Source organism: Streptomyces purpurogeneiscleroticus, from assembly GCF_020024005.1.
GTDB lineage: Bacteria > Actinomycetota > Actinomycetes > Streptomycetales > Streptomycetaceae > Streptomyces > Streptomyces purpurogeneiscleroticus.
Genome location: NZ_NHSG01000098.1, coordinates 13,572 through 33,867, shown reverse-complemented (window position 1 = coordinate 33,867; position 20,296 = coordinate 13,572). Strand labels below are relative to the sequence as shown.

The 20,296-nt window shown below is 72.3% G+C and carries 14 protein-coding genes; 10 read left to right on the top strand and 4 right to left on the bottom strand.

Going from position 1 to position 20,296, the window contains the following annotated elements:
• The first annotated feature begins 84 nt into the window (after positions 1–84).
• Positions 85–2,061 carry an oxidoreductase gene (locus tag CCS38_RS03875; RefSeq protein WP_223731767.1) on the top strand — a complete coding sequence of 659 codons (1,977 nt, stop codon included), beginning with the start codon at positions 85–87 and terminating at the stop codon, positions 2,059–2,061.
• 45 nt (positions 2,062–2,106) lie between these two features.
• Here the strand turns inward: CCS38_RS03875 and CCS38_RS03870 are convergent, their stop codons facing one another.
• On the bottom strand, positions 2,107–2,877 hold the full coding sequence (locus CCS38_RS03870) for a FadR/GntR family transcriptional regulator (RefSeq protein WP_223731766.1): 771 nt from the start codon (positions 2,875–2,877) through the stop codon (positions 2,107–2,109).
• 158 nt (positions 2,878–3,035) lie between these two features.
• Here CCS38_RS03870 and CCS38_RS03865 point away from each other — a divergent pair, with 158 nt between their 5' ends.
• From CCS38_RS03865 to CCS38_RS03835, 7 genes are all read left to right on the top strand, one after another.
• Positions 3,036–4,271: a M20 family metallopeptidase gene (locus CCS38_RS03865; RefSeq protein ID WP_223731765.1), complete on the top strand. Its 1,236-nt coding sequence runs from the start codon at positions 3,036–3,038 to the stop codon at positions 4,269–4,271.
• Entirely contained in the window at positions 4,261–5,724 is a 1,464-nt protein-coding gene (locus CCS38_RS03860) for an aldehyde dehydrogenase family protein (protein ID WP_223731764.1), read from the top strand. Before CCS38_RS03865 ends, CCS38_RS03860 begins: the two co-directional genes overlap by 11 nt.
• A 23-nt stretch (positions 5,725–5,747) precedes the next feature.
• Positions 5,748–6,548: an SDR family NAD(P)-dependent oxidoreductase gene (locus tag CCS38_RS03855; protein ID WP_223731763.1), complete on the top strand. Its 801-nt coding sequence runs from the start codon at positions 5,748–5,750 to the stop codon at positions 6,546–6,548.
• 66 nt (positions 6,549–6,614) lie between these two features.
• Positions 6,615–6,983, top strand: a complete 369-nt coding sequence (locus CCS38_RS03850) for a DUF3311 domain-containing protein (RefSeq protein WP_223731762.1) — start codon at positions 6,615–6,617, stop codon at positions 6,981–6,983.
• On the top strand, positions 6,980–8,515 hold the full coding sequence (locus CCS38_RS03845; protein WP_223731761.1) for a sodium:solute symporter family protein: 1,536 nt from the start codon (positions 6,980–6,982) through the stop codon (positions 8,513–8,515). Before CCS38_RS03850 ends, CCS38_RS03845 begins: the two co-directional genes overlap by 4 nt.
• The gene (locus CCS38_RS03840; RefSeq protein ID WP_223731760.1) at positions 8,512–10,137 is read left to right on the top strand and encodes an amidohydrolase; all 1,626 of its coding nucleotides are present in this window, start codon (positions 8,512–8,514) and stop codon (positions 10,135–10,137) included. Before CCS38_RS03845 ends, CCS38_RS03840 begins: the two co-directional genes overlap by 4 nt.
• Positions 10,134–12,461 (top strand): penicillin acylase family protein, encoded by a 2,328-nt coding sequence (locus tag CCS38_RS03835; RefSeq protein ID WP_223731759.1) that lies wholly within the window; start codon positions 10,134–10,136, stop codon positions 12,459–12,461. Before CCS38_RS03840 ends, CCS38_RS03835 begins: the two co-directional genes overlap by 4 nt.
• Before the next feature lie 9 nt (positions 12,462–12,470).
• Here the strand turns inward: CCS38_RS03835 and CCS38_RS03830 are convergent, their stop codons facing one another.
• Positions 12,471–12,905: a YchJ family protein gene (locus CCS38_RS03830; RefSeq protein WP_223731758.1), complete on the bottom strand. Its 435-nt coding sequence runs from the start codon at positions 12,903–12,905 to the stop codon at positions 12,471–12,473.
• A 263-nt stretch (positions 12,906–13,168) separates the two neighbouring features.
• Here CCS38_RS03830 and CCS38_RS03825 point away from each other — a divergent pair, with 263 nt between their 5' ends.
• Positions 13,169–14,368 carry a YeeE/YedE family protein gene (locus CCS38_RS03825; protein ID WP_223731757.1) on the top strand — a complete coding sequence of 400 codons (1,200 nt, stop codon included), beginning with the start codon at positions 13,169–13,171 and terminating at the stop codon, positions 14,366–14,368.
• Between the two features lie 71 nt (positions 14,369–14,439).
• Here the strand turns inward: CCS38_RS03825 and CCS38_RS03820 are convergent, their stop codons facing one another.
• Positions 14,440–16,614 (bottom strand): OmpL47-type beta-barrel domain-containing protein, encoded by a 2,175-nt coding sequence (locus CCS38_RS03820; RefSeq protein WP_223731756.1) that lies wholly within the window; start codon positions 16,612–16,614, stop codon positions 14,440–14,442.
• Positions 16,611–19,091 carry a ThuA domain-containing protein gene (locus tag CCS38_RS03815; protein ID WP_223731755.1) on the bottom strand — a complete coding sequence of 827 codons (2,481 nt, stop codon included), beginning with the start codon at positions 19,089–19,091 and terminating at the stop codon, positions 16,611–16,613. Before CCS38_RS03815 ends, CCS38_RS03820 begins: the two co-directional genes overlap by 4 nt.
• Positions 19,092–19,285: 194 nt before the next feature.
• Between CCS38_RS03815 and CCS38_RS03810 the strand changes: the two genes are divergently transcribed.
• The gene (locus CCS38_RS03810; RefSeq protein WP_223731754.1) at positions 19,286–20,290 is read left to right on the top strand and encodes a multicopper oxidase domain-containing protein; all 1,005 of its coding nucleotides are present in this window, start codon (positions 19,286–19,288) and stop codon (positions 20,288–20,290) included.
• Positions 20,291–20,296: the final 6 nt, after the last annotated feature.

The following is a 20,296-nucleotide window of genomic DNA, read 5'->3' as shown; positions in this document are numbered from 1 at the left end:
GGTGCGGGACGGGGGAGGCGCACGGAGCGAGTCGTAAGAGGCGAGAGCGGGCGGTGTCGATCAGGGATCAGGGGAGGGGCTTTCGTGAGTGGTGAGCAGCAGTTTCCGCATCTGTTCCGGGCGTTGCGGATCGGGTCCACGACGTTGAAGAACCGCATCGTGTCCTCGGGGCACGACACCGTGCTCGTCCGGGACGGGCAGGTGACCGACGACCTCGTGGCGTACCACGAGGCGCGGGCCGCGGGCGGCGTCGGCCTGATCGTCGTGCAGGTCGCCGGAGTGCACGAGTCCGCTCGGTACACCACCCACGTCCTCATGGCGACCGACGACGCCTGCATCGAGGGGTACCGCCGCCTCGCGGACGCCGTGCACCGGCACGGCGCGCGGGCCGTCGGGCAGATCTTCCACCCCGGCCGGGAGATTCTGGAGTCGCGGGACGGCTCGGCGCCGGTCGCCTGGGCGCCGTCGGCGACCCCGAGCGAGCGGTTCCATGTCATGCCGCGGGCCATGACGGTGGCGGAGATCCAGGAAGTGGTAGGGGGGTACGGCGCGGCGGCCCGGCGGCTGCGGGCCGCGGGCATGGACGGCGTGGAGATCGTGGCCAGCCACGGCTATCTGCCCGCCCAGTTCCTGAATCCCCAGGTGAACCGCCGTACCGACGACTACGGCGGCAGCGACGAAAAGCGGCTCCGCTTCCTGCGCGAGATCATCGCGTCCGTACGGGAGGCCGCGGGGCGGGAGTTCACGGTCGGGCTGCGCATCTCCGGGGACGAGCTGAGCCACGACGGGCTGTCGTCCGCGCTGGTCGTGGACGTGGCGACGCGGCTGGACGACGACGGGCTGCTGGATTACCTCAGCGTGTGCGCCGGCAGCTCGGCCACACTGTCCGGCGCGCTGCACATCGCGCCCCCGATGTCCGAGTCCGCCGGGTACACCGCGCCGCTGGCCGCCAAGGTGCGTGCCGCGGTGCGCGTGCCGGTCATGGTCGCGGGGCGGATCAATCAGCCGCAGGAGGCCGACCGGATCATCGAGCGGGGGCAGGCCGACGCCTGCGCCATGACCCGGGCACTGATCTGCGATCCCGAGATGCCGGCGAAGGCCGGCGCCGGGCGCGCGGACGACATCCGGGCCTGCATCGGCTGCAATCAGGCGTGCATCGGCCACTTCCAGCGGGGTTATCCCATTTCCTGCATCCAGCATCCGGAGACGGGCCGGGAGCGGCGCTTCGGGGTGCTGCCGACGATCACGCGCCGGAAGCGGGTACTGATCGCGGGCGGCGGGCCCGCCGGGCTGAAGGCGGCGGCGGCCGCAGCGGCCCGCGGGCACGACGTCACGCTGCACGAGGCGGCGCGCCGGACCGGCGGACAGGTGCTGCTGGCCGAACGGCTGCCGGGCCGCGCGGAGTTCGGCGGGGCGGTGACGAACCTGGAGCGGGAGGCGCGGCAGGCCGGGGCCCGTATCGTCACGGGATCGCGGGTGGACAGGGAGCTGCTGGGTGCCGAGCGGCCGGACGCCGTGATCGTCGCGACCGGCGCCCGGCCCCGCCGGCCGGAGCTGGAGCTCGTCGACGAGCCGGTCGTGCTGGACGCCTGGGATGTCGTACGGGGCGCCGAGGTGCCGCGGGGGCGGGTGGTCGTGGCGGACTGGCGCGGCGACTGGATCGGGCTCGGCGTGGCCGTTCAGCTCGCGGGGCTGGGCCGGAAGGTCACGCTGTGCGTCACGGGGTTCGGCGCGGGCGAGCATCTGCAGCAGTACGTACGCGCGGCGATGCTCGGCGAGGCGGTGCGGGCGAAGGTGGACGTGGTGCCGAACGTCCGGCTGTACGGCGCGGACAGCGACACGGTCTACCTCCAGCACACCCTCACCGAGGAGCCGGTGCTGCTGGAAGGGGTCGGGTCTGTGGTGCTTGCCCAGGGACACGAGCCGGTGCCCGCGCCCGTGGCGGAGTCCGATCTGCCGGAGCTGCCGACCGGCGGCCTGATAGCCATCGGCGACTGCGTCTCACCCCGGACGGTCGAGGAGGCGGTGCTGGAGGGGCTGACGGCGGCGGCCGGGCTGTAAACCGGTGCCTGCTCGGCTCCCGTCAGGCATCTTCCCAAGCCTGCGTCAGGCGTCTTCCAGAGCCGCCGTGAGGAGAGCCCGGTCGGCGGGCTCGACGTGGTCGGCGTAGTAGGCGTGCAGTGCCCGGCGGGCCAGTTGGGCCGCGTGCGGGGCGTCGCCGGCGCGGATGGCGGCGAGTACCTGCTCGTGGTGTTCGACGGAGCGGGCCATCCAGGCGGCGGCGTCCGCGACGTTCGCGATCTTGTGCTCGATGATCTCCACGACGGCGTCGTGGACGGCGCGGGCGCACAGGCCGAGCAGAACGTTGCGGCTGGCTTCCGCGACGGCCCGGTGGAACAGCGCGTCGGTCTCGCTGAACGCCCGCAGCCCGGTTCCGGCGTCTGCCAGGGACCGCATGCGCTCGATCAGTTCGGCCATCCGGGTCAGGTCGTCCTCGGTGCGCAGCCGGGCGGCGAGCCGGTTGCTCTCGGCCTCCAGGACCATCCGGAACTGGATCAGTTCGCCGAGGCTGCAGAGGTGGGAGCGGGTGAGCCGGCCGAGCGCCTGGCTGAGGTTGTCGGCGGAGACGCCGAGCACCTCGGCGCCCAGCGGGTCGCCGGGGCGGGAGCGGATCAGGCCCGCCGACTGCAGTACCCGCAGGGCCTCGCGGACGGTCGAGCGGCCGACGCCGAACTGGCTGACGAGCTCCCGCTCGCCGGGAAGCCGGGAGCCGGGCGGCAGTTCGCCGCTGAGGATGCGGTCCTCTATCTGCTCGGCCACGCGCTGGTAGGCCCGTACCGGCTCGACGGGCGTGAAGGGAGCGTCGAAGGCGGCCATCGGGGACCCCGTTCCGTGTTCCATGCCGATTGTTGCTGGTTTCCGTGCCGATTGCTGTGGTGGCCTCTTGACCCACGCATGAACGTGCGAGCAGAGTACGGGAAATCAACTGGTCTGACCAGTGGACTGGCCTCCCGGCCAGGTGTTTTGGAGGTTCTATGCACGCCGCCCAGACCCACCCGCCGACCGGCATCGTGATCGACGAAGCCGCGGCCGTCGCCTTCACCCAGGACCTGATCCGGCTGCGTACGGTCAATGCCACCGGCGCCACCGACGTCGAGCGGCCGGCCGCCGACCTGGTCGCCGCGCTGTTCACCGAGTTCGGCTGGCAGCACGAGGTGGTGGAGGTCGCGCCGGGCCGGCCGAGCGTCATCGCCGTCGTCGACGGCAAGGGCGGCGAGGGCCCGACCCTGATGTTCGAGGGCCACACGGACGTGGTCACCGAGGGCGACCCTGCGGCGTGGAGCATCGACCCGTACGGCGCGGAGATCCGCGACGGCAAGCTGTGGGGCCGGGGCGCCGCGGACATGAAGTCCGGCGTGGCCGCCATGATTTACGGCGTACGGGCGCTCCAGCAGGCCGGCCCGTTCCCCGGGCGGATCGTCCTCGGCGTGCTGTGCGACGAGGAAGGCATGATGCTCGGTGCCAAGGCGTTCGCGGCCTCGCCGCTCGCCGCGGAGATCGACGGCGTGATCGTCTGCGAGCCGGAGGGGTACGAGGTGTGCACCTCGGCCCGCGGCGGCATCCGGCTCCGGCTGGAGCTGACCGGGGTGATGGCGCACGGCGCGATGCCGCAGGAGGGCAAGAACCCGATCGTCGCGGGGGCCCGCATCGTCGAGGCGCTCGGCCGCGCCCAGACCTGGGCCGAAGTGCGCTTCGGCACGCACCCGCACGCCGGCAGCGTCACCGTCACCCCGACCGTGCTGCACGGCGGCGACCCCGACCAGCTCAATGTCATCCCGGCGCACGGCCTGGTCGGCGTCGACGTCCGGACGATCCCGGGCACGGACCACGCCGAGCTGATCGCGCGCATCCGCCGCGAGGCCGAGGAAGCCGCGGCGACGGCCGGCGTGACGGTCGGGCTGACCGTCGTCGACGACCGCCCGGCGATCGAGATCCCCGAGGACCACCCGGTGGTGACCGGGCTGGTGGCCGCCCACGAGCTGGTGCACGGCAGCCCGCCGCCCTTCGGGGCCGTGCCCGGCACCACCGACGGCACGGTGCTGACCCGCGACGCCGGCCTGCCCACGGTCGTGTACGGACCCGGCGGCAAGTGGATCGCGCACCAGAAGGACGAGTACGTCGAGGTGCGCGAGATCGGCGAGTACACCCGGGTGTACGCGGAGGCGGCGCGCCACTTCCTGACCCAGGGGGTGCGCCGCGATGACGACTGAGGCGATCACCGGGCGCTTCCCCACCGGACTGCCCGTCGGCGACGGCTGGGTGCCCGCGCCCGCCACCGAACCCGTCACCTTCCCGTACGACGGCAGCGAGGTCGCGCGGGCCCCCGTCGGCGACGAGGCGCTGGCGCGGCGCGCCGTGGAGCACGCGGCGGCGCTCCGCAAGGACGTGGCACGGCTGCCCACCCGGGTCCGGCGCCGGGTGCTCGGGGGCGTGGCGGCGGCGCTCGCCGAAGTCGCGCGCCCCATGGAGGACCTGCTCGTCCTGGAGACGGGCAAGCCGCGCGTGGACTGCCGTACGGAGGTGCAGCGCGCGGTCGCCACCTGGGAGGCCGCCGCCGACGAGGTGGCGCACATCCACGGCGAGACCGTGCCGCTGGACCTGCTGCCCTCCGGGGACGGCATGACCGGCTTCTGGACCCGCCGCCCGATCGGCGTCGTGGTCGGCATCGCGGGCTTCAACTACCCGATGCTGCTCGCCTCCCACAAGATCGCGCCGGCGCTCGCGGCCGGCTGCCCCGTGGTCGTCAAGCCCGCGCCCGCCACCCCGCTCGCCACGCTCTGGCTGGTCCACCTGGTCCGCGGGCAACTGGCCGCGGCGGGCGCGCCCACCGCAGCGGTGCAGCTGGTCACGGGTGACGCGGCGGTGGGCCGCACGCTCACCACGCACGACGCGGTCGCCGCCGTCTCCTTCACCGGTTCCGCCGCGATCGGCCACCGCATCGCCCGGGACGCCGCGCCCCGCAAGGTCGTCCTCGAACTGGGCTCCAACGCCGCGCTGGTGGTGGCCGCCGACGCCGACCTGGACGCGGCGGCCGACGCCGTGCTCCGCGGCGGCTACTACGCCTCGGGCCAGGCGTGCATCGCCGTACAGCGGGTGATCGCGGTCGAGGAGATCGCCGAGGAGCTGGAGAAGCGGATCACCGACCGGCTCGCCGAGGTCGTGGTCGGCGACCCGCGCGAGGAGGCGACACGGGTGTCCGCGCTCATCGACGAGGCGGCCACCGACCGGGTGCTGGCCTGGGTCGACGAGGCCCGCGCGGCCGGCGCACGGGTGGTCGCCGGGGGCGTGCGCGACGGGCGCTGCATCGCCCCCGCGCTGCTCGCCGACGTGCCCGAGGTGCCCAGCGGGCTGTCCGCCTGGGACGAGGAGATCTTCGGCCCGGTCGTCGCGCTGCGCGCGGTGCCGGACCTGGACGCCGCGTATGCACTGGTCAACGACTCGCGGTACGGCCTGCACGCCGCGGTCTTCACCCGCGACCTGGGCGCCGCCTTCACGGCGATCGACGCGCTCGACGTGGGCGGCGTCGTCATCAACGAAGTACCGGGTTACCGCAGCGATGTCGCCCCGTACGGCGGCGTGAAGGACTCCGGCATCGGCCGCGAGGGCCCCCGCTTCGCCATCGAGGAGCTGACGGTGACGCGGATGGCGGTGATCAGGACGTGACCCTTCCCTGGCAGAGGAGTGCCATGAGCTACGCGAACCTCTTCCGTCTCGACGGGCGGCACATCGTGGTCGTCGGCGGAGGCAGCGGCATCGGGCGCGAGGCCGTGCGGGCGCTGGCCGCGCACGGCGCGGACGTGACCGTCGCCGACCGGGACCTCAAGGGGGCCGATGAGACCGCCCGGCTCGCGCGCGAGGAGCCGCCGGCGCCCGGCAGTCGCACCGGCACGGCGACCCCGTACGAGCTCGATGTGCTGGACGCCGACGCGGTGCGCGCGACGGCCGCCGCGTGGGGCGCACCGGACGGCCTGGTCGTCACCGTCGGCGCCAACGTCCGCAAGCGGATCGTCGATTACACCCTGGAGGAGTTCGACCGGGTGGTCGCGCTGAACCTCCGGGCGCACTTCGCGCTCGTGCAGGCCGTCGCCCCCGCCATGGCCGAGCGCGGCAGCGGCAGCGTCGTCGGGCTCGCCTCGATGCGCGCGGTACAGGTCGAGCCGGGCCAGAGCGTGTACGCGGCGTCCAAGGCGGGGCTGGTGCAGTTCCTGCGGACCGCGGCGGCGGAGTGGGGCCCGCGCGGGGTGCGGTTCAACGCCATCGCGCCGGGCGTCGTGCGGACGCCGCTGACCGACCAGATCGCCGCCGACCCCGAGTGGTACGACGCGTACGCGCAGGCGTCCGCGCTGCGGCGCTGGGCGGGCGCGCACGAACTGGCGGGCGCCGTGCAGTACCTGGTCTCGGACGCCTCCACCTTTGTCACCGGCAGCGTGCTGACCGTGGACGGCGGCTGGACCGCGGTCGACGGCCGGTATGAGCCGACTGTCTGACCTGCGATAACGTCCAAATCCACCGTACTCCCCGCACTCTCCCCTCGAACCCTTCGAAGGAGCCCCATGTCGCACGCCCCCGAGGACCGCGGGCGGGAGGGCCCGGCGGAGGCCGGCGCGCACCCGCTCGACGGCCTGCCCGAAGCGAGCGCCCGGCGCCCCGCGCTGTGGCTGCTGCTCGTCCCGGCCGTCCTGTACTGCCTGGCGCCGCTCGTGGCGAACCGTATCGAGCCGCGCGTCCTCGGCGTGCCGTTCCTGCTGTTCTGGATCCTCGCCGCCACGGTCATCAGCCCCGTGGTCATCTGGGCCGTCACCCGCCTGGACCCCGCGTACCGCACGGGCGCGGCCGAACCGCTGCCGGCGGAGCGGGAGACCGCCGGTCCGGCGACCGGAGAAGCCGAAGGCCCCGGACGGCCCGAAGGAGGCGCCGCATGAGCAGTTCAGCAGCGATCGCGACGACCATCTTCGGCCTCGCCATGGTCGCGACCATCCTCATCGGCATCCTCAGCGCCCGCGGCCGGGACAAGGGCCTGTCCGAGTGGTCGGTCTCCAGCCGGGGCCTGGGCGTGCTCTTCATCTGGCTGCTGATGGCCGGTGAGACCTACACCAGCTTCTCCTTCCTCGGCACGGCCGGCTGGTCGTACTCCTTCGGCGTGCCGATCCTCTACCTCGTCGCGTACCTCACCGTCGGCTTCGCGGTGGCGTACGTCGTCGGCCCGGCCATCTGGACGTATGCCAGCCGGCACGGCCTGATCTCCATCGCGGACATGGCCGAACACCGCTTCCGGTCCCGGCCGGTGGGCATCCTCGTCGCGGTGATCGCCACGGTCTTCCTCGTGCCGTACATCCAGGTGCAGATCCAGGGCATGGGCGTGGTGGTCAACGCGATGACGTACGGGAGCGTGGACCTGCGCGTCGCGGCCGTCATCTCATTCGTCGTCGCCGAGGTCTTCATCCTGGTCTCCGGGCTGCGCGGCTCGGCGTGGGTCAGCGCGCTCAAGGACGTCCTGGTCATCGCCGCGGTGGTCTTCCTCGCGGTGTACATCCCGATGCACTACCTCGACGGCTTCGGCGACTTCATGCACCGCATGGTCGCGGAGAAGTCCGAGTGGCTGACCTTCCCCGGGCACGCGTCCGACGGCCGGGACGCGGTCTGGTTCATCAGCACGCTGCTGCTCAACGCCGTGACCATCACGATCTTCCCGACCACCGTCGCCGGTTACCTCAGCGCGAAGAACCCCAACGCGCTGCGCCGCAACGCCGTACTGCTGCCCTGGTACCAACTGCTGCTCTTCGTCCCGATGATGATCGGCGCCACCGCGCTGTTCGTCATGCCGGCCCTCGGCAACCCGGACCTGGCGCTGTTCAGCCTGGTCACCGACTCGCTCCCGGCTCCCGCCGTGGCCATCATCGGCGTCGCGGGCGCGCTCTCCGCCATCGTCCCGATGAGCGTCTTCATGCTCGCCATCGGCACGCTCTGGGGCCGTACGCTGCTCGGCGGCGGCAACGGCGCCGACCCGCGCAGCCGCCGTACGGGCCGCACGCCCGCCGACGACGTACGCACCAAGCGGCTCTCCCAGCTGGTCTGTCTGATCGCCGGGCTGATCGCGCTGGCGGGCGCCCTCTTCTACCCGAACACGCTGGTCCAGCTGTCGGTCCTCTCGTACGAGGGCGTGGCCCAGCTCGTGCCGACCGTGCTGCTGGCGCTGTTCTGGCGGCGGATGTCGAAGGCCGGCGCGGTGGCGGGCCTGCTCACCGGGCTCGCGGTGGTGATCGCCCTGTGGGCCACCGGCAACGACCCCTGGCACGGCGTGAACGGCGGCATCATCGGGCTGGCCGTGAACCTCGCCGTGACCGCGGCCGTCACCTTCGCCCGCCCCGCGGCGGCCGGGCCCCCGGGAGCGCGCCCCGCACCTCGTACGGAAGGCAACGACCCGGCCCCGGCGGCCACCGAGGAGGCAAAGTGATCGACGACAGCACGCCCGTGCTCCACCGCGCCGCCCACATCGTCAGCCAGCGCGGGAGCGGCCCCGAGCCCGAGGCGTTCGCCGTCGCCGAGGGCCGTATCCGGGCCACCGGGCCCCTCGCCGAGCTGCGGGACCGCTTCCCGGGCGCGCCGGAGGCCGACCACGGTGACGCGACCGTCGTTCCCGGCCTCAACGACGCCCATATCCACCTGGCGATGGCCGCCGAGGACCTGCTCCACCTCGACCTCTCCGCCGCCGCGGTCGGCAGCGCCGACGCGCTGCTCGCGGCCGTCGCCGCGGAGGCGGCGCGCACGGCACCGAGGGAGTGGATCCGCGGCAGCCGGTACGACGACGCCAAGACCGGCCGGATCACCCGCTGGGACCTGGACCGCGCGGCGCCCGACAGCCCCGCCCTCGTCGTCCATGTCGCGGGCCACTGGGGCGTCGTCAACTCCACCGCGCTGCGCGCCCTCGGCATCGACGAGGACACCCCGGCCCCGGACGGCGGCGACTTCGGCCGCGCCGCCGACGGCCGCCTCGACGGACGCCTCATCGAACGCGCCCTGATGAACGTCGTCTACCCCGCGACCGCCCGCGGCGACTCCCCGCTCACCCCCAGCTCCCCGCAGGACCGGCTGCGCGGCCTGCTGCGCGCCCAGGAGCTGTGGCACGCCGCCGGGCTCACCTCGATCTGCGACGCGCTGATCGCCCCGGACGACATCGCCCTGCTGCGCACCGCGCGCGACCGGGGCCGGCTGACGATGCGTACGGGCATGCTGCTCTCCATCGACCACTACGCCAAGGCACAGGCGCTCGGCGTCGGCAGCGGCTTCGGCGACGACCTGCTGCGCTTCGTCGGCGTCAAGGCGTTCCTGGACGGCGCGATCGGCGGCCGGACCTGTCTGCTGGCCGAGCCGTACGCGGACCCCGAGTGCGGCGGGCACGGCATCCAGACCACCTCGACCGAGGAACTGTTCGCGCAGGTACGGGAGGTGCACGCGGACGGCAACCGCATCGGCGTGCACGCCAACGGTGACGCCGCGATCCGCCTCGTCCTGGACGCCTTCGAGGCGGCGCAGCGCGAGCTGCCGCGCCCGGGGCTGCGGCACCGCATCGAACACTGCACGCTCATCGACGACGCGATCCTCGCCCGGATGAAGGCGCTGGACGCCATCGCCGTACCGTTCGCCGGGTACGCCGGCTACCACGGCGGCGCGCTGAACACCTGGTACGGCCCCGAGCGCACGGAGCGGATGTTCGCGCACCGCTCGTTCCTGGACGCGGGCGTCACCGTCGCCGGGTCCTCGGACTACCCCTGCGGCCCGTACGAACCGCTCCTCGGCCTGCAGTCGATGGTCACCCGCGAGGGCATCGAGGACGGCGCGAAGGTCGGCCCCTCGCAGCGGGTCACCGCCGCCGAGGCGCTGCGGATCTTCACCCTCGGCTCGGCCGAGGCGGAGGGCACGGCCCACTACAAGGGCCGGATCGCCCCCGGCCACCTCGCCGACTTCACCGTACTGGGGGAGAACCCCCTGACCGCCGACCCGCACGGCATCGCCGCCATCCCGGTACGCGCGACGTACGTGGGCGGCGAGTGCGTACACGAGGAGGCCACCCGATGACCGAGTCCGGTGCTGCGGCCACCTTCGAGGTCCCCGGGCTGTCCGAACCGGTGGAGATCCTCATCGACCGCTGGGGCGTGCCGCACCTCTACGCCGCCTCGCGCGACGACCTCTTCCTCGCGCAGGGCTTCAACGCGGCCCGCGACCGGCTCTTCCAGATCGACCTGTGGCGGCGGCGCGGCCTCGGCCTGCTGGCGGAGGTCCTCGGCCCCGATTACGCCGAACACGACCGCGCCGCCCGGCTGTTCCTCTACCGCGGCGACATGGCGGCCGAGTGGCAGGCGTACGGCCCGGACACCGAGCGGACCACCACCGCCTTCGTGCACGGCATCAACGCCTTCGTCACCCTCTGCAGAACCCAACGGGAGCACCTGCCCCCGGAGTTCCGGCTGCTGGACTACGAACCGGCGTACTGGGAGCCCGCCGACGTCGCCCGCATCCGCAGCCACGGCCTCTACTACAACCTCCACGACGAGGTTCAAAGAGCCCTCACCCTGCGGGACTTCGGGCCCGAAGTGGAGGAGCTGCGCAAGGTCCGCGAGCCCGCGCACGAGCTGCGCGTGCCGGAGGGCCTGGACCTCTCCGTCATCCCGGACGACGTGCTGCGCGTGTACCGGATGGCGACCACCCCGCCGTGGGCCGCGAACGCCCCGCGTCAGGGCATCGACGGCAGCAACAACTGGGTGCTCGCCCCGTCCCGCACCGCCACCGGGCGTCCGCTGCTGGCCAACGACCCGCACCGCGCCGTGACCCTGCCCGCGCTGCGCTACCTCGCCCACCTCTCGGCCCCCGGCCTCGACGTCATCGGCGCGGGCGAACCGGCCCTGCCCGGTGTCTCCATCGGCCACAACGGCCGGCTCGCCTTCGGCCTCACGATCTTCCCCATCGACCAGGAGGACCTGTACGTCTACCGCACCGACCCCGCCGACCCCAAGCGGTACGCCTACGGGGACGGCTGGGAGGCGATGACGAGGGTCACCGAGACCATTCCGGTGCGCGGCGGCGAGCCCGTCACCGCCGACCTGTGGTTCACCCGGCACGGCCCGGTCATCGACGAACGCCCCGACCGCGCCGCCGCGTTCGCGGTCCGCGCCGCCTGGCTGGAGCCGGGCATGGCGCCGTACCTCGGCAGCATGGACTACATGGGCGCGGCCGGGCCCGACGCCTTCGTCGCCGCCATGGAGCGGTGGGGCGCCCCCGGCGAGAACCAGGTCTACGCGGCGCCGGACGGCACGACCGGCTGGCGCCCGGCCGGTCGCGTCCCCGTCCGCCGCGGCTGGGACGGCACGCTCCCGGTGCCGGGCGACGGCCGGTACGAGTGGGACGGGCACCATCCGGTCGGCGCGCTGCCCTCCGTACGGGACCCGGAGGACGGCTGGTTCGCCACGGCCAACCAGCTCAACCTCCCCGCGGAGTACCCGAATGCCGAGCGGACCGTCACCTACGACTGGTACGCGCCGCACCGCCACCACCGCCTCGCCGAGGCGCTGGCCGCGCGGTCGGACTGGACCGCGGCGGACTGCGTGGCCCTGCAGAACGACTATGTGAGCCTGCCCGCGCGGGAGATCCAGCCCTTGCTGGCGGGGTTGACCAGCGACGACTCGCAGGTGACCGAGGCGCTGAAGCTGCTGCGCGACTGGGACGCGTCGCTCGACGCGGACTCGCCCGCCGCCGCGCTCTTCGAAATCTGGTACCGCCGCCATCTCCGTCCCGAGCTGCTGCGCCGGGCCCTCGCCCGGCTGGTCCCGGAGGAGCGCGTGGCGGCGGCGCTCGCCCGTGTGCTGCCCGCCGAGGACGCCAGCGCCGACCCCCGGGTCGACCTCTCGCTGCTCCTCGCGCCGGGGGACCGGCTCGGGCCCGACCCGGAAGCCGCGATCCGCGCGGCGATCCTCGACAGCCTCGGCCCCGCGATGGAGGAGACCGCGCAGCTGCTCGGGCCCGACCCCGGTGCGTGGCGTTGGGGCGCGCTCCACCAGGCGCATCCGCACCACCCTCTCGCCGCGCTCCTCGGCGCCGAGGCCGCCGGCTGGTCCTCGGTGGGCCCCGCGCCGCGCGGCGGCAGCGGCGACACGGTCTCGGCGACGGCGTACGGCCCCGGCTTCCGGCAGTCCGGCGGCGCGACGTTCCGGCTGGTCGTGGACGTCGGCTCGTGGGACGACTCGGTGGTGATGAACGCGCCCGGCCAGTCCGGCGACCCGGGCAGCCCGCACTACCGGGACCTGTTCGAGCCGTGGGCAGCGGACGAGGCGTTCCCGCTGCTGTACTCGCGCGAACGGATCGAAGAACGGACGACGCAGCGGATCACGCTCGTACCGGGGGAGTGACCGGGGTCTTCACTCCGCGAAGAGCGCGTCCAGGTACACCCAGGCACCGTCGTGCCGGACGAAGCGGCTGTGCTCGTGCAGCGCGTCCTCCGCGCCGCCGTACCGGAACTGCGCCCGGAATTCGACGGTACCGGTGGTGTGGAACGCGCTGCCCTCGGACGTCTGCAGGATCTCCAGCCCCAGCCAGCGCTGCCCCGCGTCGAACTCGATGCGGGGCGGCCGGGTGTCCGGGTGCCAGGTCCGCAGCAGATAGGGCTCGTCGCGGACCACGAAGGCGCTGTACCGCGAGCGCATCAGCCGCTCGGCCGTGGACGCCGCCGCCGTCCCGGCGTGGAACTGCCCGCAGCACTCCCCGTACGGGGCGGACAGGCCGCAGGGGCAGGGCGAGGACGCGGTGATCGCAGGGGCTGCGGCCTGCTTCGGACGCTTGGTACGACGGGACATGCGCCCATTGTGCCCGGTCACGGAGGTACGGCCGCGATACCGCTGGGCGGACGCATCGTCTCGCCATCCGAGACGCCGTTACATGTGGCTTACACCCGGTATTACCGTGGAGCGCATGTTCGGACCCGCCAGTGTGCTCACGCTCGCGCTCTTCGCGGCGACGCCGTGGGACGTCGACGACGCGCTCTGTATCCGCTGAGGCCCCCGGTCCGGCCCTTTCCGGTACGTCCGTACGTACCGCATCCCCTCCCACGGAGACCCACGTGACGACCGCTCCCCCCGCCGGGGCGGCGCCCCTGGCGGTCGCGGGGCTGATCGGCGCAGCGCTCACCGCCTACGTGTGGACCGCCAACGGCGCCAAGCCCGGCATCCTGCTGCTCCTCGGCATCGCCCTGGGCTTCGCCCTCTTCCACTCCCGCTTCGGCTTCACCTCCGCCTGGCGGCAGCTGATCGCCGTCGGCAACGGCACCGGGCTGCGCGCCCACGCCCTGCTGCTCGGCACCACGGCGACGCTCTTCGCGCTGCTCATCGGCACCGGCACCGGACTGTTCGGCTCGGCGCCGGCGCCCAGCGCGGGACCGCTGGGCGTCGCCCTGCTCGTCGGCGCCTTCCTCTTCGCCGTCGGCATGCAGCTCGGCGGCGCCTGCGCCTCCGGCACCCTCTTCGCCGTCGGCTCGGGCCAGAGCACCATCGTGCTCACCCTCGGCGGCTTCATCGCCGGCTCGACGCTGGCGGCCTGGCAGTGGGACCTCTGGCGCGACCTGCCCGCCTTTGACCCGGTGCTCTTCTCCGACCACCTCGGCTGGGGCGGCTCCTGGGCCGTGACCATGGCGCTGCTCGCCGTGGTCGTGCTGGTCACCCGCCGCGTACAGGCCCGCCGCAACCCGCCGCCGGTCGGCACCCCGCCGTCCGCGCGCACCACCCTGGCCCGCGTCTTCCGCGGCTCCTGGACCCTGTGGGCCGGCGCGCTGGTGCTCGCCGTGCTCGGCGCCGCCGTGCTGCTGGTCTCGGGCGGCGCCTGGGGCGTCACCAGCGCCTTCGCGCTGTGGGGCTCGAAGCTGGTGGGACTGCTCGGCGGCTCCCCCGAGACCTGGGCGTTCTGGCAGGACCCGAAGAACGCCGCCTCGTACGCGGGCCCGGTCCTTGCCGACAAGACCAGCCTGACGGACATCGGGATCATGATCGGCGCCGCGGTCGCGGCCGCCGCGGGCGGCGTCTGGAAGCTGCACCGCGGCATCCCCGCCCGCACCGCGCTCGCCGCCGTGCTCGGCGGCATCCTGATGGGCATCGGCGCCCGCATGGCCGGCGGCTGCAACATCGGCGCGTACCTCGCCGGCATCGCCTCCGGCAGCCTGCACGGCTGGATCTGGGGCGCGGCGGCCCTTGTCGGCACCTGGGCGGGCCTCCGGCTGCGCCCGGCCTTCGGCCTCGGCAACCCGAAGCCGGGGGACGGCGTCTGCTGAGTGCCTGACACGGACAGCAGCGGCGGCCGCCGGGGAGGATCCCCGGCGGCCGCCGCCGTCAGTACGCGCGCTCACCGCTCCTGGATGCGGATATTGCGATACGAGATCACATCGCTCGTACCGTGGACCTGGAGCCCGAGGTAACCGGAGGCGTAGCGCCGCCCGTCGGTGCCCGGGTCGTCGGACCGCGGCGGGTAGAAGCTCTGCCCGCCTGTGTTGTCGAACTCGTTGATCAGCTTGCCGTTGCGGTAGATCTCGTAGTGCTGGTCGGTCACCCGGATCTCGTAGTCGTTCCAGGTGCCCTTGGGCGTGACCCCCGCACCGCCGAGGCCGACCCGGTCGAAGCCGTAGACCGAGCCCGTCTTGTACATGTCGCCGTCCGGACGGTCCAGGATCTGGACTTCATGTCCGTACTTGATGGCGACCCACTCGGGGCGGGACTCCTCGGGGTGGTCGTGGACGTCCGGGAAGCGGACGAAGACCCCGCCGTTGGCGTTGCCGGTGCCCGGCGCGTCGTCCCGGAACTGCAGCTTCAGCGAGAAGTCGTCGAAGCGCTGCTCAGGGAACCACAGCATGCCCATGCCGTCGACCTTCGTGCTGCTGGTCATGGCGCCGTCACCGGTGAGCGAGAAGGCACCGCCGCCCACGTGCTGCCACTTCTCGAAGGACTCCGGCGTCCCGTCGAAGAGGGTGCGGTAGCCGGTGTCGTGGCCCGGCTTGCCGATGCCGGACTGGCGGGCGGCCTTGTTGATCGCGCGGTACTCCCGCTTGTCGATCACCCCTTCCTTCAGCAGCCTGTCGGTCACCTCCGTGACGTGCTTGAGGAAGAGCGCCTGCGAGGACCAGTCCTTCTCGTCCTCGATCAGCTCGTTGATCGTGCAGCGGTTGCCGGTGACCCGGTTCGGCACGCCGGTGTCGACGGTGCCGACGATGACGGTCAGCCGCTCGTCGTATTCGGGACAGGGCGGCGCGGGCACCTCGCCCGCCACGACCGTGAAGGAGACCGTCCGCGCGGGCGAGGTGTTGCCCGCCTTGTCGGTCGCCCGGTGCGCGAGCGAGTGGTATCCCACCCGGTCCACGATCACCGGCGATTCGTACGCGAGGTACGGCCCGCCGTCCAGCGAGTACTCGGTCTTCGCCACGCCGGAGCCCTCGTCGGTGGCCGTGAGGGTCACCGTCGCCTTCCCGATGTAGGCGCCGTCCGAGTTCTTGTCGCCCTCGACCGTGGCCGCGGTGTCCGGCGGGGTGGTGTCCTCGGGCGGCGGCGCGACGACGGTGAAGTCCACCGACTTCTCCGCGGCTGCGTTGCCGGCCTTGTCGGCGGCCCGGTAGCGGACCTTGTGGCTGCCCGCCTCGTGCACCATGACGGGCGCGGTGTACGGCTGCCACGCGCCGTCCCCGAGTGCGTACTCGATGGTGTTGACGCCCGATCCGGTGTCGGACGCGGTGACGGTGACCGTCGCCATGCCGATGTAGGCACCGTCCGCGTTCTTCTCACCGGACACGGTCGCGCTGGTCTCCGGGGGAGTCGTGTCGTCCGTCGGCGGCGCGACGACGGTGAAGTCCACCGATTTCTCCGCCGCGACATTGCCCGCCTTGTCGGCCGCCCGGTAACGGATCTTGTGCGTACCGACCTGGTCGACCACGAGGGGCGCGGTGTACGGCTGGAAGCCGCCGTCGCCCACCGCGTACTCGATCCGGTCCACGCCCGAGCCGTCGTCCGTCGCCGTCACGCTCACGGTCGCGCTGCCCACGTACGCGCCGTCGGCGTTCTTCTGCCCCTCGACCTTCGCCGAGGTCTCCGGCGCCGTGGTGTCCTCGCTGCCGCCGTCGGTGACGATGAGGATGCCCTGCATCTGCTCGTGCCCGGGGATGGTGCAGTGGTAGCGGTACTTGCCGGGCGTGAGCGTGACCTCGGCGGTGTGCTTGCCGCCCGAGGAGTCACCGGGGTTGGCCAGGATGTTGAGGCTGACGTCCTGGTTGTACTCCGGATCGGAGACGTCGAAGGTCAGGGTGTGCGGCATGCCCATCGTGTTGCCGGTGGCCTCGCTGTTCTCGAAGACGATGGTCGTCTTCCCGGCCACGGCGGTGGTGGGCGCCGAGGTGTACTTGGTGATGTCGTCGCCCGCCGTCCAGGTCAGCACCTGCTGCGCCTCGACGGGCGCGGGCTGCCCGTACGCCGTGGTGGCGCCCACGCCCAGCAGCAGGAAGAGGACGGACAGCAGAGCGGTCAGCCGCCGGTTCATCGGACCGCCTTCCGGGCCAGATCAGCGGGGAGCGGAGTCGCCGGGCCGCCGTGGTAAGTGATGTGCCACAGCGCGGACTTGGCGTCATGGGTGAAGAAGCCGCGCCCGTAGTCCAGGACGTAGAGCGAGCCGTCGGGCGCGAACGTCCAGCCCATCAGGTTGCGGATGCCGTCGGCGCCCACCGGGACGATCTTGTCCAGGGTCTCGGCGTGTACGGGCAGCCCGCCCGAACCGGCCGTCTTCGGGTCCATCACGACCGCGTTCCGCGGCTGCTCACCGTCGTAGAAGTCGCCCACGAACCACTTGCCGTCCCAGTACGCGGGCCAGGCGTCCTCGCCCGCGGTCCCCGCGTCGTACCGGTAGACCGGGCCGTCCATCGCAGCCTGCCCGCCGCCCTTGAGCCAGGGCAGCAGGAACTTCTGCTCGGACTTCTTGTAGCTCGGCACGCCGTTGGTGTCGCGCGGGTAGTCAGGGCCGCCGCCGGCGGGGGAGTACCAGATGTTGTTGGGCTCGGCGGGCGGGATGTTGACCAGCCCGTCGTTGTTGGGCGACTCGTTCTTGAGGTTGTCGCAGTCGTACCAGCCCAGCGGCTTGCTCGGGTCCGGCAGATTGCGGTCGCGGTAGGGCTGGTTGTTGCCCATGCAGAACGGCCAGCCGCGGTTGGAGGCATGGGTGATCGCGGCGAACGTGTCGTACTTTGCCGGGCCCCACGTCTCGCTCGGGTCGGTCGCGTCCGGGCCGACCCAGCCCGCGTAGAGCGTGTCGGTCTTCTTGTCGACGGAGATCCGGGAGGGGTTGCGGACGCCCATGACGTAGATCTCGCCGCGGGTCTTGCCGCCGCCCTCGTCGGTCTCCTTGCCGGTGAAGAGATTGCCCTCGGGCAGGGTGTATGTGCCGTCGTCCTCGGGGTGGATCCGGAGGATCTTCCCGTTGAGGTTGTTGGTGTTGCCCGCGGTGCGGCGGGCGTCGGCGAACGACACGCCCTTGAAGTTCGGCTCCGGGTTGTTTCCCGAGTAACCATCGCTGAACTGGCTGGAGTTGTTGTCGCCGGTGGCGATGTAGAGGTTGTCCTTGGAGTCCCAGGCCATGCCGCCGCCCGCGTGGCAGCAGCTGTGGATCTGCACCGGCCACTTCAGCAGCACCTTCTCCGAGGAGAGGTCCAGCTTGTTCGTCTTCGGGTCGAAGTCGAAACGGGAGACGCGGCGCTCGGCCATGTGCGTGTCGCGATTGATCTCCGAGTGCGGTGTGTAGTGCAGGTAGACCCAGCCGTTGTCGAGGAAGTCCGGGTCCAGCTCGATGCCGAGCAGCCCCTCCTCGTTCTTGACCAGCTCACCGCCGCCGCCCTTGTTGCCGAAGACGGTGACCTCGCCCGCGAGCGTGACCTTCTTCGACTCCGGGTCGTAGACGTGGACGGTGCCCTTGCCCTTGCCGATGTCCGGGTTGTTCCAGTCCGTGATCACGGGCGCGTCCGAGCCCTCGCCGCCGCGGCCGATGTAGAACACCCGGCCGTCCTTCGCGGTCACCACGCCGTGCGGCTCGCCGATCTGGTCGTGCTGACCCGGCTGGTTGGGCCGGGTGACCCGCTCGGCCTTGTAGTGGGAGGCGATGGTGGCCTGGCAGTCGGCGCGGGCGAGCCGGGTGGTCCACAGCAGCGCGCCGCGCAGATGGGCGCGGAAGTCGGTCTCCTGGAAGGCGGCCGAGGTGCCGCCCATGCCGGTGTAGAAGGACCGGCCGCCGTCGTAGTCACGGCACCAGGAGATGGGGTGGTCGGCGCCGTTGGCACCTGTGCCGGGCCGGAAGGTTGTCTCCCGTACACGGGCCACTGTATGCACGGAACCGCTCGGATTCTCCGCCCAGTTGAGCCACCGGTCGGGGCGCTTCCACTCCAGCGGCAGGCTCTTGGTGGCGGGGTGCTCGCGGTCGCCGACCTCGACGGTGGCGCGCTGCACGTTGTCCGTGCCGCCCGTGGGGCGGGCGCCGACCAGGCCGGTGAACCAGTCGGAGTACGGCTCGGCGCGGGCCGCGTTGTGGATGCCGACGAACCCGCCGCCGGCCTCCATGTAACTCTCCAGCCCGGCCTCCTGCTCGGGATCGAGCACGTCGCCGCCGCCGGTCAGGAAGACGACCGCGTTGTACCGGCCGAGCCTGGGCCTGGTGAAGACCGACGGGTCGGCCGTGGTGTCGATCGTGAAGTGTTCGGTGGCCGGCCCCTGCCGTCCGATCTTCTCGATCGCCTCGATACCGGCGTTCACCGTGGGCGGCTCCTCGCCCGCCGAGGCGTGGAAGACCAGGACGCGGACGTTCTCGCCGCCGGGCGGCGAGGGCAGCGCGAGTTCGGGTACGGACGGCTCCGGCGGGGCCCCGGCCAGTGCGGGGGTCCCGCCCAGCAGGGCCGCCGTGACGGCCAGCGCGGACAGCCCGGCCGTCCGTCTCAGCCGTCCGGTGGCGGTGCGTTTCTGACGTGGTGCGCGACGCATGGTTCACCCACCCCTCTGAGGACACAGCTGTGAGCACACAGCGACAGCCGACGAAGCTAGACCTCTTTCGGCGGTCCGCCAATAGCTATGACCGCAAGTCAACAAACTTTGTCCTTACCGTGGATAAACGAAGATCACGGCGCTACCGTCCCAAGCGGCGTACTGCCGAGAGCGCTTTCTGCGAGGGGAGCACGATGACCGAGACAGCCGAAAACTCCACCGTGCGGGGCACGTTCAGCCGCCGGCTGTTCGCGGGCGGGGCCGCCGCCGCGGCACTCGGCACGATCGGCCTGGCCCCCGCGGCCTCGGCCGCCGCGCCCCAGGGCCCCGCCTCGGCCGCCGCGCCCCAGGGCTCCGTGCGCAGGGCGGGCGCCGGCGGCGAGACGAAGCACTTGAAGCTCTACATGGAGCAACTCCCCGACGGAAAGCTCGGCTACGGCCTGGAGAAGGGCAAGGCCACGATCCCCGGCCCGCTCATCGAGCTCATCGAGGGCGACACCCTGCACATCGAGGTCACCAACACCCTCGACGTCGCGGCCAGTCTGCACGTCCACGGCGTGGACTACGACACCGCCAGCGACGGCACGAAGATGAACCGCAGCCACATCGAGCCGGGCGGTACCCGTACCTACACCTGGCGCACCCACAGACCCGGCAGACGCAAGGACGGCACCTGGAGACCGGGCAGCGCCGGCTACTGGCACTACCACGACCACGTCGTCGGCACCGAGCACGGCACCGGCGGCATCCGCAAGGGCCTCTACGGACCGGTCGTGGTCCGCAGGGAGGGCGACATCCTGCCCGACCCGGACCGCCAGTTCACCATCGTCTTCAACGACATGACGATCAACAATCTGCCGAAGGGGCCCGACTTCAAGGCCACCATCGGCGACCGCGTCGAGATCATCATGATCACGCACGGCGAGTACTACCACACGTTCCATGTGCACGGTCACCGCTGGGCCGACAACCGCACCGGCCTGCTGGAAGGCCCGGACGACCCCAGCCGGATCGTCGACAACAAGATCACCGGCCCGGCCGACTCCTTCGGCTTCCAGTTCCTGGCTGGTGAGGGCGTGGGCGCCGGCGCCTGGATGTACCACTGCCACGTCCAGAGCCACTCCGACATGGGCATGGCCGGCATGCTGCTGATCGCCAAGCCGGACGGCACGATTCCCGGACACGACGGGCATCACTGACCGGAC

Coding starts and splice junctions, on each gene's coding strand:
- CCS38_RS03870 (WP_223731766.1), bottom strand. CDS start 2,877: ATGGCCGCCTTCGACGCTCCCTTCACGCCCGTCGAGCCGGTACGGGCC.
- CCS38_RS03865 (WP_223731765.1), top strand. CDS start 3,036: ATGCACGCCGCCCAGACCCACCCGCCGACCGGCATCGTGATCGACGAA.
- CCS38_RS03860 (WP_223731764.1), top strand. CDS start 4,261: ATGACGACTGAGGCGATCACCGGGCGCTTCCCCACCGGACTGCCCGTC.
- CCS38_RS03855 (WP_223731763.1), top strand. CDS start 5,748: ATGAGCTACGCGAACCTCTTCCGTCTCGACGGGCGGCACATCGTGGTC.
- CCS38_RS03850 (WP_223731762.1), top strand. CDS start 6,615: ATGTCGCACGCCCCCGAGGACCGCGGGCGGGAGGGCCCGGCGGAGGCC.
- CCS38_RS03845 (WP_223731761.1), top strand. CDS start 6,980: ATGAGCAGTTCAGCAGCGATCGCGACGACCATCTTCGGCCTCGCCATG.
- CCS38_RS03835 (WP_223731759.1), top strand. CDS start 10,134: ATGACCGAGTCCGGTGCTGCGGCCACCTTCGAGGTCCCCGGGCTGTCC.
- CCS38_RS03830 (WP_223731758.1), bottom strand. CDS start 12,905: ATGTCCCGTCGTACCAAGCGTCCGAAGCAGGCCGCAGCCCCTGCGATC.
- CCS38_RS03820 (WP_223731756.1), bottom strand. CDS start 16,614: ATGAACCGGCGGCTGACCGCTCTGCTGTCCGTCCTCTTCCTGCTGCTG.
- CCS38_RS03815 (WP_223731755.1), bottom strand. CDS start 19,091: ATGCGTCGCGCACCACGTCAGAAACGCACCGCCACCGGACGGCTGAGA.
- CCS38_RS03810 (WP_223731754.1), top strand. CDS start 19,286: ATGACCGAGACAGCCGAAAACTCCACCGTGCGGGGCACGTTCAGCCGC.